The 15,321-nt window shown below is 40.0% G+C and carries 13 protein-coding genes and 2 tRNA genes; 12 read left to right on the top strand and 3 right to left on the bottom strand.

Annotation, left to right across the window (positions count from 1 at the left end; all coding sequences use genetic code 11):
* Positions 1-13: 13 nt before the first annotated feature.
* From MY533_RS21085 to MY533_RS21045, 9 genes are all read left to right on the top strand, one after another.
* Positions 14-88, top strand: a tRNA-Gln gene (locus MY533_RS21085).
* Between the two features lie 12 nt (positions 89-100).
* Positions 101-173 (top strand) — tRNA-Lys (locus MY533_RS21080).
* Between the two features lie 175 nt (positions 174-348).
* A complete protein-coding gene (gene rocF, locus MY533_RS21075) occupies positions 349-1,254 on the top strand; it encodes an arginase (RefSeq protein ID WP_248717475.1) in 906 nt (301 codons plus the stop codon).
* A gap of 133 nt (positions 1,255-1,387) precedes the next feature.
* Entirely contained in the window at positions 1,388-1,951 is a 564-nt protein-coding gene (sigW, locus tag MY533_RS21070; protein ID WP_100542806.1) for an RNA polymerase sigma factor SigW, read from the top strand.
* Positions 1,952-1,964: 13 nt separating this feature from the next.
* On the top strand, positions 1,965-2,591 hold the full coding sequence (locus MY533_RS21065; protein ID WP_248717474.1) for an anti-sigma factor family protein: 627 nt from the start codon (positions 1,965-1,967) through the stop codon (positions 2,589-2,591).
* Between the two features lie 149 nt (positions 2,592-2,740).
* Positions 2,741-3,577 (top strand): diadenylate cyclase CdaA, encoded by an 837-nt coding sequence (cdaA, locus tag MY533_RS21060; protein ID WP_132361151.1) that lies wholly within the window; start codon positions 2,741-2,743, stop codon positions 3,575-3,577.
* Positions 3,570-4,655: a CdaR family protein gene (locus MY533_RS21055; RefSeq protein ID WP_248717473.1), complete on the top strand. Its 1,086-nt coding sequence runs from the start codon at positions 3,570-3,572 to the stop codon at positions 4,653-4,655. The genes cdaA and MY533_RS21055 overlap by 8 nt, the downstream gene beginning before the upstream one ends.
* A gap of 285 nt (positions 4,656-4,940) precedes the next feature.
* Positions 4,941-6,293: a phosphoglucosamine mutase gene (glmM, locus tag MY533_RS21050; RefSeq protein ID WP_248717472.1), complete on the top strand. Its 1,353-nt coding sequence runs from the start codon at positions 4,941-4,943 to the stop codon at positions 6,291-6,293.
* Positions 6,294-6,449: 156 nt separating this feature from the next.
* Positions 6,450-6,971, top strand: coding sequence for a type 1 glutamine amidotransferase domain-containing protein (locus MY533_RS21045; RefSeq protein WP_248717471.1), 522 nt, complete (start codon positions 6,450-6,452; stop codon positions 6,969-6,971).
* Between the two features lie 282 nt (positions 6,972-7,253).
* Here MY533_RS21045 and MY533_RS21040 read toward each other — a convergent pair whose 3' ends face one another.
* Positions 7,254-7,826: a hypothetical protein gene (locus MY533_RS21040; protein WP_132361159.1), complete on the bottom strand. Its 573-nt coding sequence runs from the start codon at positions 7,824-7,826 to the stop codon at positions 7,254-7,256.
* Positions 7,816-8,157, bottom strand: coding sequence for a PadR family transcriptional regulator (locus MY533_RS21035; protein ID WP_248717470.1), 342 nt, complete (start codon positions 8,155-8,157; stop codon positions 7,816-7,818). Before MY533_RS21035 ends, MY533_RS21040 begins: the two co-directional genes overlap by 11 nt.
* A gap of 833 nt (positions 8,158-8,990) precedes the next feature.
* On the opposite strand from MY533_RS21035, the gene glmS reads away from it, so the two are divergent.
* The 3 genes from glmS to MY533_RS21020 all read left to right on the top strand — a co-directional run bounded on the left by glmS (position 8,991) and on the right by MY533_RS21020 (position 12,463).
* On the top strand, positions 8,991-10,793 hold the full coding sequence (gene glmS / locus MY533_RS21030; RefSeq protein WP_248717469.1) for a glutamine--fructose-6-phosphate transaminase (isomerizing): 1,803 nt from the start codon (positions 8,991-8,993) through the stop codon (positions 10,791-10,793).
* A gap of 938 nt (positions 10,794-11,731) precedes the next feature.
* Complete coding sequence (locus MY533_RS21025; RefSeq protein ID WP_248717468.1) at positions 11,732-12,004, top strand: LCI fold-containing protein; 273 nt, start codon at positions 11,732-11,734, stop codon at positions 12,002-12,004.
* A 252-nt stretch (positions 12,005-12,256) separates the two neighbouring features.
* Positions 12,257-12,463 (top strand): DUF6440 family protein, encoded by a 207-nt coding sequence (locus MY533_RS21020; protein ID WP_248717467.1) that lies wholly within the window; start codon positions 12,257-12,259, stop codon positions 12,461-12,463.
* 745 nt (positions 12,464-13,208) lie between these two features.
* On the opposite strand, the gene MY533_RS21015 is transcribed toward MY533_RS21020, so the two are convergent.
* The gene (locus tag MY533_RS21015; RefSeq protein ID WP_248717466.1) at positions 13,209-15,194 is read right to left on the bottom strand and encodes a collagen-like triple helix repeat-containing protein; all 1,986 of its coding nucleotides are present in this window, start codon (positions 15,192-15,194) and stop codon (positions 13,209-13,211) included.
* Positions 15,195-15,321 lie beyond the last annotated feature (127 nt).

Raw genomic sequence — 15,321 nt, 5'->3', positions numbered from 1 at the left:
TTTTTATAATGATTGGGGTATAGCCAAGCGGTAAGGCAACGGATTTTGATTCCGTCATGCCTAGGTTCGAATCCTAGTACCCCAGCCATTTTTATTTTTTGAGCCATTAGCTCAGTTGGTAGAGCATCTGACTTTTAATCAGAGGGTCGAAGGTTCGAGTCCTTCATGGCTCACTTTTATAAATAAAAAAAGTGTAACATTAACTACAGATACTAATCTCTTGCTGAAAACAGCAGGAGATTTTTTTATACTCTCTTTAATTGCATAAATATTCATAAAATTGCGAGGTTGAGCCAAGGAGGATGCAGGCTTTACAATAGTCTTACAATCTAAAGGGGGTATGGAAAAATGAATAAACTAAATGTTTCTATTATTGGTGTACCAACAGATTATGGGCAAACTCGCAGAGGGGTAGATATGGGGCCGAGTGCTATTCGTTACGCAGGCGTTGTAGAGCGCCTAGAGGCAATAGGACATGTAGTACATGATCAAGGGGATATACGTGTTAGTCAAAAACAAGATGGCATTATTGTTGATAAGCAGCTACTTAATTTAGAGGAAGTTATCGATGTAAGTACGTCTTTGGCGAAAAGTGTAAATGAAGCAATTGAACAAAAGGAGTTTCCGCTTGTACTTGGTGGCGACCATAGTATCGCTATTGGCACTCTTGCAGGGCTAGGTGAGCATTATAAAAATTTAGGCGTTATTTGGTTTGATGCGCATGCTGACTTAAACACTCCAGAAACGACGCCATCTGGTAATATACATGGTATGCCATTAGCTATAAGCATTGGACTTGGTCATGAACGGTTAGTGAAAATTCGTAATAATGTACCGAAAATTAAACCTGAAAACGTTATTATTATAGGAGCGCGTTCTGTAGATCCAGGAGAACGTGAATTAATTATCCAGCAAGGAATCAAAGTATATACAATGCATGAAATAGATCGTCTTGGGATGACGCGTGTCATGGAAGATGCTCTAGAATATTTAAGGGGGCGCAATGTAGATGGTTTGCATTTATCACTTGATTTAGACGGTTTAGATCCACTTTATACGCCAGGGGTTGGGACTCCTGTAGCTGGTGGTATTACATATCGAGAAAGCCATTTGGCAATGGAAATGCTTCAGGAATCAGGTTTGCTAACATCTGCTGAATTTGTTGAAGTTAATCCAATTTTAGATGAGAAAAATAGAACTGCCGATGTTGCAGTAGCATTAATGGGCTCTTTATTTGGCGAAACACTAGTTTAAAGAAATTTAACAAAAAATTGTCTATTGCCACAATGTATAAAAATCTTTTGCTATAATTAATAATAAAACGAAACTTTTCTTATCGATAGGTCGTATAGTATAAGACAGTTGTAAAGGTGGAGAAATAAACACAATGGATGCGTTAGTAAACAAGAAAATTAAACAAGTGCTTAAAGGTGATCAAAACGCATTTGCAGATATTGTGAGTCTCTATCAGCACAAACTGTACCAAGTATGCTATAGGATGTTAGGGAACAAGCAAGAATCTGAGGACATTGCACAAGAAGCTTTTGTTCGTGCCTATATGAACTTGCATACTTTTGATCAGAAAAGGAAATTTGCGACGTGGCTTTATCGTATAGCGACAAACCTTTGTATAGACCGTATCCGGAAGAAAAAGCCGGATTACTATTTAGATGCAGAAGTAGCTGGTACAGAAGGACTTGATATGTATTCACAGATCGCAGCAGATGACCAGCTACCTGAAGAACAGATAGAGCAAATGGAACTGCAAGATCGTATTCAATATGAAATTGGACGTTTGCCTGATAAGTACCGTTCAGTTATAGTATTGAAATATATTGAAGAATTATCATTACAGGAAATTAGCGAGATTTTAGATATGCCTCTTGGAACGGTGAAAACGAGGATTCACCGCGGACGTGAAGCATTACGAAAGCAATTAAACAATCTGTAGGAGGGGAAGCGTCATGAATACTTGTCCAGAGCATATAATAGACTATATCCATGATTATTTAGATGGTGACATTAGTCGTGAGCATGAGCAAGAGTTAAAACGACATTTGCATACATGCAGTGATTGTAAACAGTTGATGCAGGAATTAAGTGAAACAATCGCCTTTGTGAAGAGCGCTTCCCACATTACATCACCTCCGCATTTTGAAGAAGCCGTAATGGCTCGTTTACCGAAACCTAAAAGTCGTGTAGGGATGCAAAAGTGGATTCGTCGGCATCCACTCTTTGTGGCAGCAGCAGTTTTTTGTTTATTCATGAGTGCAACTTTACTAGGTAATTTTATGGATGACCGACAGTTCTCCGTGACTAAACAGCCAAACCTAGTTGTTGAAGGCCAAACGGTTATTGTGCCGAAGGGTGAAGTTGTAAAAGGCGACATTATTGTTAAAAATGGTGATTTAATTGTTGAGGGTGAAGTGGATGGCAATGTCACTGTTATTAACGGGCAGTATATGGCATCTTCGGCAGTTGTTTCGGGAAAAATAGAAGAAATTGACGAAGTATTCGAATGGCTGTGGTATACAATTAAAAATTCAGTGAAGTCTGCTGTAACATTCGAGGAGAAACAAGCAACTAAATAACACTCTATACGTCCTAATAGATAGTGCACGTGAGAGGCTGAAAGGTCTACTCTTTTGAGTAGACTTTTTATTTGAAAAAAGTTACATTTGATAAGAATGTGCTATACTTAAATGTGTATGGATTCGCAATGAAAAGTGGGGGATGCCACGTGCAAATTATCGAACATTTCGCTAATTTAACACCTGTGAATATTTTTATTAACTTATTAGATGTACTGCTCGTATGGTACGTTATTTATAAAATTTTAACCCTCATTAAAGGTACAAAGGCTGTCCAATTATTAAAAGGCATTTTCGTCATTATTATTGCGCGCCTTGCTACGGACTTTTTTGGGTTAGAGACGTTAGGTTGGATGTTAAAACAAGTTATCGAATTCGGTTTCTTGGCGATTATTATCATTTTCCAACCTGAAATAAGACGTGGTCTTGAACAAATTGGTAGAGGGAAGTTGTTCCAACGTTCGATTAGTCAAGTTGAAGAAGAACAAACAAGGCTTATTGAGGCAATGAAGAAATCTGTTAGTTATATGGCCAAACGTCGTATAGGGGCGTTAATTTCTATTGAAAAAGAAACAGGTCTAAATGAATATATCGAAACAGGTATAGGTCTAAATGCTGAGATTTCATCTGAATTACTGATCAACATTTTTATACCTAATACACCGTTACATGATGGAGCGGTTATCATGCAAAAAGATAAAATATCGGCAGCGGCTTGTTATTTACCGCTTTCTGAGAGTCCATTTATCTCAAAAGAGCTTGGGACACGTCACCGTGCTGCACTTGGCTTAAGTGAAGTGACAGATGCCATTACTATTGTCGTATCAGAGGAAACCGGTGCCATTAGTATTACACTGAATGGTAATCTACATCGAAATCTTTCTTTAGAAGAATTCGAGGGACTGTTACGTAAAATGTGGTTCGGATCAGCACAGGAATCAAATGCAGCCTCTAAGTTAACTTGGAGGGGGAAAAAGAATGGATAAAATGATGGATAGCCCTTGGGTGTTACGAATTGTTGCGCTAATTTTAGCCTTATTGTTATTTTTCTCCGTCCGTGCTGAATTATCTCCCTCAAATAAAACAATAATGAGTGAGCAAACAGCGGTAATCCGAGATGTACCAGTAGATGTTTTTTATGACGATAAGAACCTCATTGTAACAGGGATACCAAAGACAGTAGATGTTACGATAAAAGGTCCGATGACACTCGTTTTACAGGCTCAAGCGTCGAAGGATTTTTCTGTATTTGCAGATTTGAGTAAATTACTCATAGGTGAGCATAATGTTCGACTACAATACGAAAATATTTCGGAGAAGTTGCAAGTTACATTAGACCCTGCGATTGTAAAGGTTAACATTGAGGAAAAGGTCACACAAGAGTTTCGTGTTGACCCTGAGCTAAATACTCGTTTACTTGAAGAAGGATATATTTTAAATGGCATGAGTGCTAATCCAGCTACGGTGTATATTACAGGTGCCAAAAGTGCAATTGAAAATATTAGCTATGTAAAAGCTACTGTAACGGGTGAACGAGGCTTGAAAGAACCGTTCTCACAAGTAGCGGCAGTGAAAGTACTAGATCGTGATTTAAATAAGTTAGACGTGACGATTGAACCAGAAACTGTGAAGGTAGAAGTAGATATTGGAGCTTACAGTAGAGAGTTGCCTGTTGTGCTGAAGGAAATAGGAAAAGCGGAGAATGGTATTACTGTCAACCAACTAACAATTAGTCCTACAAAGGTGAGAGTATACGGTAGAAAATCTATGATAGATACTTTAACCGCAATACCATTAGAGGTTGATTTATCAAAAATTACGGAATCAAAAACTTATGAATTTGAAGTGAAATTGCCAGAAGGTGTGACAAAAATATCTGACTCAAAAATTAAAGTGAAGGCAGATGTTACGAAGGTAGAGCAGGAAAAAACAACAACGACAACAACGACTACCCCTCCTGCTCCTACACCTACTCCTTCGCCACCTTCAGAGGACACTAGCACTCCTTCTGATAACAGTACGCCACCGCCTACTGATAAAACAGAAGAAGATGTTGATTCTTAAACAATAACTGACTATAATTTTATTTTGATTCAGTAGAGATTTCGTTCTCTATCCGTAAAGGTATTCTTTAACGGGAAGAAGTTACTTAGGCTAAAATCAAAATACCTTATGCTAAAATTTATCTGTGCCTATTTATAAGCCCAGATAAATTACATAGGGGCATAATTACTAGTTACCAGTGAATGAACGAAAATAGACTTTTCCAAAAGTAAGCAGACGAGTGGTCTAGTTGTCAGCATAGACAAGCATGACCGCCGTCTTGCATTGAAGGAGAGAATAATTAAAATGGGTAAATATTTTGGAACAGATGGCGTCCGTGGCGTCGCGAATAGTGAATTAACACCGGAGTTTGCATTTAAACTTGGCCGTGTAGGTGGTTACGTTTTAACGAAGGATGCAACTGACCGTCCAAAGGTTTTAATCGGTCGTGACACACGTATTTCAGGTGAAATGCTTGAAGGTGCACTTGTAGCTGGTCTTTTATCAATCGGCGTAGAGGTAATGCGTCTTGGTGTTATTTCGACACCAGGTGTGGCCTATCTTACTCGAATGATGAGCGCAAATGCAGGCGTTATGATTTCAGCTTCACATAACCCAGTAGCTGACAATGGTATTAAATTTTTCGGTCCTGATGGCTTTAAGCTAACAGATGCGCAAGAAGCTGAAATCGAAGCAATATTAGATGCTCAAGATGATACTTTACCACGTCCAATAGGGGCAGATTTAGGTTCAGTAAGCGACTATTTCGAGGGCGGACAAAAATATATTCAATACTTAAAACAAACAGTGGCTGAAGAATTTGAAGGCATCCACGTAGCATTAGATTGTGCACATGGCGCTACGTCTTCTCTAGCTACACACCTATTTGCAGATTTAGAAGCGGATATCTCAACGATGGGTGCCTCACCAACAGGCTTAAATATTAATGACGGTGTCGGCTCAACACATCCAGATGGATTAGCTAAATTTGTCACAGAAAAGGGTGCTGATGTTGGTTTAGCATTCGATGGCGATGGTGACCGTTTAATCGCAGTAGATGAAAACGGTAAAATTGTTGATGGTGATCAAATTATGTTCATCATTGGTAAGCATTTAAATACAGTTGGTCGCTTGAAAAAGCAAACAATCGTTTCGACGGTAATGAGTAACATGGGCTTCTACAAAGCTGTTGAAGACAACGATATGCATAGTGTACAAACAGCTGTAGGTGATCGTTACGTTGTAGAAGAAATGCGTGCTAATGATTATAATCTTGGTGGCGAGCAATCTGGTCATATTGTTTTCCTAGACTTTAACACAACTGGAGATGGCTTATTAACAGGTATTCAGCTTGTTAATATTATGAAAGCTACAGGTAAAAAACTATCAGAGCTTGCTTCGGAAATGAAAATTTTCCCGCAGCGTTTAGTCAACGTACGTGTAACAGACAAGCATGCTGTGACAGAAAATGCAAAAGTTGCTGCAGTAATTGCTGAAGTAGAAGCAGATATGGCTGGTAACGGACGCGTGTTAGTGCGTCCTTCTGGTACTGAGCCACTTGTACGAGTAATGGTGGAAGCGGCTACAGAAGAAGACTGTGAGCGTTACGTAAAGCGTATAGCAGATGTTGTCCGTGCAGAAATGGGCTTAACTGAATAAATAGTATGAACTCGATTTCCTTTGATAGGAGGTCGAGTTTTTACTTTTTGTTCCTTCCCAAATGAAAAGAAAGCTTTACCAACGAAAAAATGAATGCTTTCGGAAAGAATGGGAACAGTAGTACAGAGTCACAATAACAAGGAGTGTTGTATTGCAATGGCTAAAATTGCTACAGTGATTACCAATATGTTTGAGGACGCTGAATATACAAGTCCTAAAGGAGCGTTAGAAGCGGCAGGCCATGAACTAATAACGATTGATACGACGGCAGGCATTGAGGTAGAAGGTAAGCATGGAGAGAAAGTAAAAATCGATAAAGATATCGATGAGGTAAATGCTTCTGAATTCGATGCATTATTCATCCCAGGCGGTTTTTCTCCTGATATATTACGTGTAGATGATCGTGTTGTGGCATTTGTTAAAGAATTTATGGATGAGATGAAGCCAACCTTTGCTATTTGTCATGGACCTCAATTACTCATTACGGCAAAAACATTAAATGGTCGTGACGCAACTGGCTACAAATCGATTCGTGTAGATTTAGAAAATGCAGGTGCGATATTCCATGACGAGGAAGTGTTTGTTTGCCAAAATCAATTGGTAACAAGTCGCACACCGGAGGATCTACCAGCATTTAATCGAGAAATTGTGAAATTATTGGAGAATAAAGAAGGCTAAGCATAAAAGGCACAAGTAGTTTGCCTGTGCCTTTTATGTTTTAACTTCTTTCAGCGAGTATCAAGCCCTTCAATGGATGTCTCGAAAATCGGAAAAGAAGTGAATAAAGGATACTAGCCCAAGCTAACTGACTTGCATCGATGCCGCCGCTACGCTTTCGTGCAAAAAACATCAGTTACTACGCTACGTTAGCACTGCGCACTAAAACATTTGCGGGCATCAGCATAATCTCGATTCTGGACGCAATTATGCCGATGCATAGTTATTCTAATTAAAATAGCCCTATTTCTTTTTCAACGCTATAATAGCATTAGTAATTTGTCCAAGTCCGATACCAATGATAATTCCAACACCAGCACCTATTGCAGTGTCAATCCAGCCTTTATCAAAAAAAGCTTCATATCCACCGCCAGTTAGAAAACCGGTTAATCCGCCAATGCCTAATCCTAAAAATAGGAAGCCACCATAAAACAGTCCGATCGCCTCATAATCTGCGGGATCGCGATTTTCGTAATACTGCTGGAAGCGTTCATTTAAATCCTCAGATTGCTCAGAGTTACTGGCGAATTGCAATTCCTCGCTAGCCTTATTAAAAGCTTCTTGCTCCGTTAAACCTTGTGACATTAAATCATTCATATAATCGCTCATATAGATTATCATGTCATCTTGCGCTTCTCGTCCCTGATCGGAACGCCCTTTAAACTTCGACAATTGCTTGTCAATTTTCCGTTTAGTTTGCCCACTTTTCTTGCGCAGCTTTTCTATATAAGTCATCTCAGCATCCTGCAAATAATTCTGGGATTGTTCTTTCGTAAAACGATTAATTCTCTCCTGAATTTCACGACTAAAGCTCATGTTTGTTCCCTCCATTATGTCTTAAAATTTCAATACGACTATTTAAAAAATCCCATTTAGCCCAGAAGGATATTAATTTTTCTCTTCCTTGTTCATTAAGTGTATAAAATTTCCTTGGTGGACCCATTTCAGATGGCTTTTTGACAATATTGACAAGGCGATTTCTTTCTAATCGCATAAGTAACGCATATACAGTTCCTTCAGCTATGCCCTCGAACCCCATCTGCGTGAGATATTTGACAATCTCATAACCATATATTTCACCGCGGCTAATGATTTCTAATACGATACCTTCTAAGACTCCTTTGAGCATTTCACTCAGATTATCCATAATCTCACCCCCAGGCTTAGCTCACCTGTACTAAGTGTTGCTAAGTACTGTATATAGTATTGCTAAGTAGTGGCTTTGTCAAGCAATAAAAGAATAGAATTTATCCAGGTTGATATTTACTTTTAGAGCAATTTATTTTGACACTGTTCAAAATAAATCCTTCACCGAAAATATTTGTTGCTGACATAAGGAAAAAACATCGTAGTTTAAACTTCTTTATGTAACGTAAGTGAAACGGCAGTTACTTTGGTGGTGACAGCTTTAATTATGCCAAGGTATAAATCTCAAGATAGGCTATATAGCAGATTGTTTGTCTACTTTTTGTCATTAAAAAGTAGGATAAATAGGTGTTTTTTATAACGAAAATTTGACGTATAGCATATGATTGAGTATGATGGAGAAGTTGAATTATGAGGTCCGACCTTATCATTTAACGAAAGCGCATAAGGAGGGAAGAAAGCGCAAAATCGGAAAACAATTATAGCGCCTGAGCTGAAGAAATTGGACGAAACTATCTTCAGCAGACGAGGTGGAGGTTTATCGAAAGTTCGGCGGATGCCTCCCGATCGACGTACCCGATTGTCACTTTTCATTTTGAAAGCATTTAAGCGATTGAATGTACAGAAAATGAAAAAGGTATAGTTAAAGCAATAGATAAATAGAGAAACCTCATGTATCGAATGTTTACTATTCAGATGGCTGAATGAGTGTTAAGCATGGAATGTAAAAGCTACGCCTATTAATAAGCATACTTTTACATTCAAAAAAATTCGATAGGTTGAGGTCTAGTTTGTCGTTGCGTCAAATTGACAATATCGGAGGAAAAGAAATTTATGTGTGGAATTGTAGGATATATTGGAGAATCAGATGCAAAGGAAATTTTATTAAAAGGTTTAGAGAAACTAGAGTATCGTGGCTATGACTCAGCGGGTATCGCAGTACGAAACGAAGATGGTGTAACAGTCTTTAAAGAAAAGGGACGTATTGCAGATTTACGTGATGCAGTGGACGAGGACGTTGCTGCCAAAGTGGGTATCGGCCATACACGTTGGGCAACTCATGGTGTGCCAAACCGTTTGAATGCACACCCTCACCAAAGTGCATCAGGACGTTTTACGCTAGTACACAACGGAGTTATCGAAAACTATCATTTATTACAAAAAACTTATTTAAAAGGTATTCCGATGAAATCTGATACAGACACAGAGGTCATCGTACAATTAGTAGAGCTATTTGTGAAAGAAGGTTTAAGCACGGCTGAGTCATTCCGTAAAACATTATCTTTATTACATGGCTCTTACGCATTAGCCCTATTAGATGCAGAAGCGGCAGATACAATTTTCGTTGCGAAAAACAAATCTCCACTTTTAGTTGGTGTTGGTGAAGGCTTTAATGTTGTAGCTTCAGATGCGATGGCAATGCTACAGGTAACAGATCAATATGTGGAGCTACACGATAAAGAGGTCGTAATCGTACACAAAGCAAGCGTTGAAATTACAAAGTTAGACGGTACATTAGTAGAACGTGCACCATATACAGCTGAGCTCGATATGAGCGATATTGAAAAAGGTACGTACCCTCACTATATGTTAAAAGAAATGGATGAGCAGCCAACAGTTATTCGTAAAATCATTCAAGCGTACGAAGGTGAGAATGGCGAATTAACAATTGACGCTACTATTTTAGAAGCATTACAAGCAGCAGACCGTCTATATATTATTGCAGCCGGCACAAGCTATCATGCAGGTCTAATCGGTAAGCAATATTTTGAAAAAATGGCTGGTATCCCAGTGGAAGTTCATATTTCAAGTGAATTCGGCTACAATATGCCATTACTTTCAGAAAAACCATTGTTTATCTTTATTACACAATCAGGTGAAACAGCAGATAGCCGTCAAGTACTTGTGAAAATTAAAGAGCTTGGTTATCCAACATTAACGATTACAAACGTACCTGGCTCTACACTTTCACGTGAGGCAGACCATACATTGTTATTACATGCAGGTCCAGAAATTGCGGTAGCCTCTACAAAAGCGTATGTAGCACAAGTAGCTGTACTTGCTCTAACAGCCTATGTAACAGCGAAAGCTAATGGCAAAGGCTTAGAATACGATTTAAAACAAGAACTTGCGATTGCAGCAAACGGTATCCAAACAATTATCGATTCAAAGGATGTTTTAGAGGATATTGCTGAGGACTACTTAAAAATTGCACGCAACGCATTCTTCATCGGCCGTAACATAGACTTCTATGTAAGTCTTGAGGGTGCCCTAAAGCTAAAAGAAATCTCTTATATCCAAGCAGAAGGCTTTGCAGGTGGCGAGCTAAAACACGGAACAATTGCCTTAATCGAAGAAGGTACACCGGTGTTTGCCCTTGTTACACAAGCAGCAGTAGGATTAAACATCCGTGGTAACGTCAAAGAGGTAGCAGCACGTGGAGCATACTCATGCATTATTGCTATGGCTGGCGTAGATGAAGACGGTGACCGTTTAGTAATTCCTCAAGTTCATGAATTACTAACACCACTAGTTTCTGTAGTGCCATTACAATTAATTAGCTATTACGCAGCACTACACCGCCGCTGTGATGTGGATAAACCACGTAACTTGGCTAAATCGGTGACTGTTGAATAATTGTTGAGATAGAGTTCAATTGTGATGTCGAGTGACAAAAAAGATGTATACTGGACAAGAAAGTCGTATACTTTACAAAAAAGATGTGTACGGGGCAAAAAAGATATATACTAAAAAAAGTTTAAAATCGTATTTAAAAAGTTATCCTTTTAAATACGATTTTTTATTATGGAGTAAAGGAGCTATTGTGTTATGGCTAAACGCGAAAACAATTGGACTGAGGAAAAAATTTCAAGGTAGTTTGGAAAATAATGCGCAAAGCTGGCATAAGAGAAAAGTTTTATCCTGATTTAGCAGAAGAAATTTCGCTTTATTTAAAATAATTAGTACTACCCTTTTAAAGAATCCTAAAGATACCCACTCAATCGAGTGGTTTTTTTTATGAAGAATCATCCGGAAAAATGATGATACGGTGGTTACTGCCTCTCATAAGTAACGATATAAAACGTCTGGATATAGCTTTAAAATAAAGTTTGATCAAAATTACCTAACAAACCCACATTTTACGTTATCTTAAGAGAATCCGTTTGAAAAAAAGATTGATTAGAATGGATTCTCTTATTGTAGTATTCAGATTGATATTTATTAAAAAGATTGATTATTTTCTGCCTATGCTGTTATACAATTGGGTACTTAAATACTAACTGTGTTTCATTAATAGAAATACTCACTTATTCCATTTGTGAATATAAGGGACTTAGTCACTAGCTCTTCTGCTGAAATAGGTCTTCCATTATTATTCCACGTGTATGTTGCTCCGTAGATACCCCAACTTAGGTTATATTGGCTAATCTATTCAATAATAATACCAGTACTATAAATTGGGAAATAAAATAAAAATTAAAAATATATGTAAAATAAAAGGGAAATTATCCCTTGTGTCGAATTAGTATAGATGTACCACCATAAAAAAATTATATTTGAAGGAGTGTTGTTAAATGAATGGTAAAAAAATTCTAATCAGTTCTGCTCTCTCTCTATCCTTATTGGTGCCTGTTGTGTCTGCTTCTCCAGCTTTTGCAAGTACAGAAAACACTGTAAGTTCTTCAACTCAATCAGATGCCTCAACTCGAGGGATCATTACTAGGGATATCCCTAAAAAAGAAAATATTTTTGCAAACTCTTTTACTGAAAACGGCGTTACTTGGTATTTAAAAGGTATCACCTATTCAGGTGGCTGGTACATCGGCCACTATGAAGCTAACGTTTAACATAAAAAAGTAAATTTTGAAATGTTTTAAGAGCGATGATAGACGTCGCTCTTTTTTTATTATTTAACTTTGCCCCGTTACCTTAATGATAGGGCTTTTTAATTTTGGCTGTTTTCGAAAAGATTGTTGCTATTAACATTGTTGCCTTATTACTATTTTTGTAATAATCACTAGGCAAGAGCGTAGTATAAAAAATGTTATTTGGAATTTCATTAATAGCATTAACATATAAACCAATATGGGGGCGAAAAAATGGTTACTAACTCAGATAAGAATAAAGGATCAAAGAAGAGATTTGAAGAAATCCTTTCAGAAACTGGTGTGGCTAACGGGAACAGAATAATAGTAGATAATGAAACAGGAGTTCATTATTTATTTAGTTGGGGTGGATATGCAGGGGGAATCACCCCGTTGTTGGATAAGGACGGAAAACCAATAATAGAACCAAATAATGAATAACAGGGCTTTAGTTAAATATTCGATATTTTAACAGCAACAATCTATACGAAAGGCTTTCCTTTGTAATCTAAATGCTTTTTTAGATAAGAGAATCAAGGTTTGTTTTTTTCTCAGAATGATTTTAATTATAAGATTGTAATATACACCATTGAATATCACAGCAAAAAAAATCATAAGTAATGTTGTCATTTAAACGCAAATGCAGACTTTGGTAGATCGATTGATTCACCATATCCACATCATCTCTTACAGGACAAAGCTTCCGTTTAATCAATGCACGTTCGAAGAAGTTAAAAAAATATCGGGTGCAACACTCTGCAATTTTTCTTGCAAAAAACATCTCTTTTAAGTGAGTTTTTAGAAGTTACCTTAACTAGCCCTAGTGGAATATATAAAGGAATCTCTTTATTGATAAAAAATGTATTAGCTGATTTAGAGGGAGATAAAAGCTCTAAAACAAACAATAAAAAATAAAATCATGATTGTTGTAATGGGGATCTCTCTGAATTAGAAGAAATGATCGCTGACTATTTAGGGGGAAAAACGATGACAACTTTTATTATTATTCGATTATAGGATGAAGGTGGTATTGTCATAAAACAAAGCTGAAGGGCTTGCCGCCTGATATTCTCAGACGACAAGCCCTTATGCATATTATGAATTATTGTCTAATGGGTTATTTCAAACCAGCTGCAAATGCTGCTGGCCCTGTAGCGCTTGAGGCTGCTGATTTCTTTAAATGTTATCATATAGCCCCATCCGCGAACCGGTATAGTATAATATGACCGGCGCTGCCAGTAACTCCAGCAGTTTCGGATATGGTTACGCTATTGGGTGAGCCATTCACGATCCTGATTGTATCACCAACGGATTGGAGGTTGACTCGAATGACCGATATCTGACCCGCGGTGTTTGCATTTGAGGATGGTGCAACAAGCGCCCCGCCGTTTATGGATACACCAAAGTAACTTTGTGCTGGCGTTCCTTCTGCAAAATCTAAAACAACAGCCAGTGAATAAAGACCTGCTCTTGTAATGATAAAAGTATCAGTACCGTTGAAATCGATCCCAAAGATTGTAGAAATTCCAAACGTAACAGCGGCGCCGGAGGCTATTGTTTGGCCATCTATATTTGCACTGACGAATGCTTGTGAAATAGGCCCTGTAGCGCCAGTAGCCCCCGTAGCGCCAGTGGCCCCGGTAGGCCCAGATGCACCAGTAGCACCAGTAGGTCCGGATGCACCAGTAGCACCAGTAGGTCCGGATGCACCAGTAGCCCCCGTAGGACCAGTAGCCCCCGTAGAGCCTGTTGCTCCTGTACAACATGGCCCTGTTGCTCCTGTTGCTCCTGTAGAGCCAGTGGCCCCAGTAGGCCCGGATGCACCCGTAGAGCCAGTGGCACCAGTAGAGCCAGTAGAGCCAGTAGCCCCGGTAGAACCAGTAGAGCCAGTGGCACCAGTAGAACCAGTAGCCCCAGTAGAGCCAGTAGAGCCAGTGGTACCAGTAGAGCCGGTAGAGCCAGTAGCCCCGGTAGCGCCAGTTTCACCAGTAGAGCCAGTAGAGCCAGTGGTACCAGTAGAGCCGGTAGAGCCAGTAGCCCCGGTAGAGCCAGTTTCACCCGTAGAGCCAGTAGAGCCAGTGGTACCAGTAGCCCCAGTAGAGCCAGTAGAGCCAGTGGTACCAGTAGCGCCAGTAGAGCCAGTAGCGCCAGTGGTACCAGTAGCGCCAGTAGAGCCAGTAGCGCCAGTGGTACCAGTAGCGCCAGTAGAGCCAGTAGAGCCAGTGGTACCAGTAGCCCCAGTAGCGCCAGTAGAGCCAGTAGAGCCAGTGGTACCAGTAGCCCCAGTAGCGCCAGTAGAGCCAGTAGCGCCAGTGGTACCAGTAGCGCCAGTAGAGCCAGTAGCGCCAGTGGTACCAGTAGAGCCAGTAGAGCCAGTAGAGCCAGTAGAGCCAGTAGAGCCAGTGGCACCAGTAGCCCCAGTAGCCCCGGTAGAGCCAGTGGCACCAGTAGAACCAGTAGCCCCGGTAGAGCCAGTAGCCCCAGTAGCGCCAGTGGCACCAGTAGAGCCAGTAGCCCCCGTAGCGCCAGTGGCACCAGTAGGCCCGGATGCACCGGTAGCGCCTGTTGCTCCTGTAGCGCCTGTTGCTCCTGTAGCGCCAGTGGCACCAGTAGGCCCGGATGCACCAGTAGCCCCAGTTTCGCCCGTAGAGCCAGTAGCCCCGGTAGATCCAGTAGCACCAGTAGAGCCAGTAGCCCCCGTAGAGCCAGTAGCCCCGGTAGAGCCAGTAGAGCCAGTAGCCCCAGTAGCCCCGGTAGAGCCAGTAACCCCAGTAGAGCCAGTAGCCCCCGTAGCGCCAGTTTCACCAGTAGAGCCAGTAGCGCCTGGAGGTCCACCAGAAGGTCCTGTAGGCCCAGTAGCACCGGTTGGACCTACTAAAGAAGGAGCAGCCAAGATGTTTTCCAGTTTAGATTGAAGGAGTAGCTCCTTCTTAATTAATTCTTGCATAGTACTTTGAACACTTGAATTTACCTGTAGCAACTCACTGATGGTCGCTGGAACCGAAAGCCCTGGCAGCGTACCGACAGCGTATTGGATTTTCTCCGCTTCGGCATTAATAATATGCCCTAGCCCTAACTCTTCAATCGCTATAGAAGATAACAAGAGGTTCAAGGCGTCATCTCTAGTAATAGTGATGCTAGGGGTTATATTAGGGAGATTTGCTTGTGACACTGTCTTCACCCTTTCTCAATTTTCAAGTTTATGAATTTACCGATCTATATAGAGAGGTCTCCCTCTTTATAGTCATAATGCAGGATATGATTCTTTTTCATTAACGGTATGAGCATTCCTTGAGTTC

Origin of the sequence: Lysinibacillus sp. Ag94 (assembly GCF_023242215.1) — a bacterium.
Lineage (GTDB): Bacteria > Bacillota > Bacilli > Bacillales_A > Planococcaceae > Lysinibacillus.
The sequence above is the reverse complement of the archived record's forward strand: the minus strand, read 5'-3'. Positions and strand labels throughout refer to the sequence as shown.

Excerpts from the sequence above, each read along its gene's own strand:
- sigW (WP_100542806.1), top strand. The coding sequence starts at position 1,388 with ATGGATGCGTTAGTAAACAAGAAAATTAAACAAGTGCTTAAAGGTGAT.
- MY533_RS21065 (WP_248717474.1), top strand. The coding sequence starts at position 1,965 with ATGAATACTTGTCCAGAGCATATAATAGACTATATCCATGATTATTTA.
- MY533_RS21040 (WP_132361159.1), bottom strand. The coding sequence starts at position 7,826 with ATGAGCTTTAGTCGTGAAATTCAGGAGAGAATTAATCGTTTTACGAAA.
- MY533_RS21055 (WP_248717473.1), top strand. The coding sequence starts at position 3,570 with ATGGATAAAATGATGGATAGCCCTTGGGTGTTACGAATTGTTGCGCTA.
- MY533_RS21025 (WP_248717468.1), top strand. The coding sequence starts at position 11,732 with ATGAATGGTAAAAAAATTCTAATCAGTTCTGCTCTCTCTCTATCCTTA.
- glmS (WP_248717469.1), top strand. The coding sequence starts at position 8,991 with ATGTGTGGAATTGTAGGATATATTGGAGAATCAGATGCAAAGGAAATT.
- MY533_RS21045 (WP_248717471.1), top strand. The coding sequence starts at position 6,450 with ATGGCTAAAATTGCTACAGTGATTACCAATATGTTTGAGGACGCTGAA.
- MY533_RS21020 (WP_248717467.1), top strand. The coding sequence starts at position 12,257 with ATGGTTACTAACTCAGATAAGAATAAAGGATCAAAGAAGAGATTTGAA.
- glmM (WP_248717472.1), top strand. The coding sequence starts at position 4,941 with ATGGGTAAATATTTTGGAACAGATGGCGTCCGTGGCGTCGCGAATAGT.
- rocF (WP_248717475.1), top strand. The coding sequence starts at position 349 with ATGAATAAACTAAATGTTTCTATTATTGGTGTACCAACAGATTATGGG.
- MY533_RS21035 (WP_248717470.1), bottom strand. The coding sequence starts at position 8,157 with ATGGATAATCTGAGTGAAATGCTCAAAGGAGTCTTAGAAGGTATCGTA.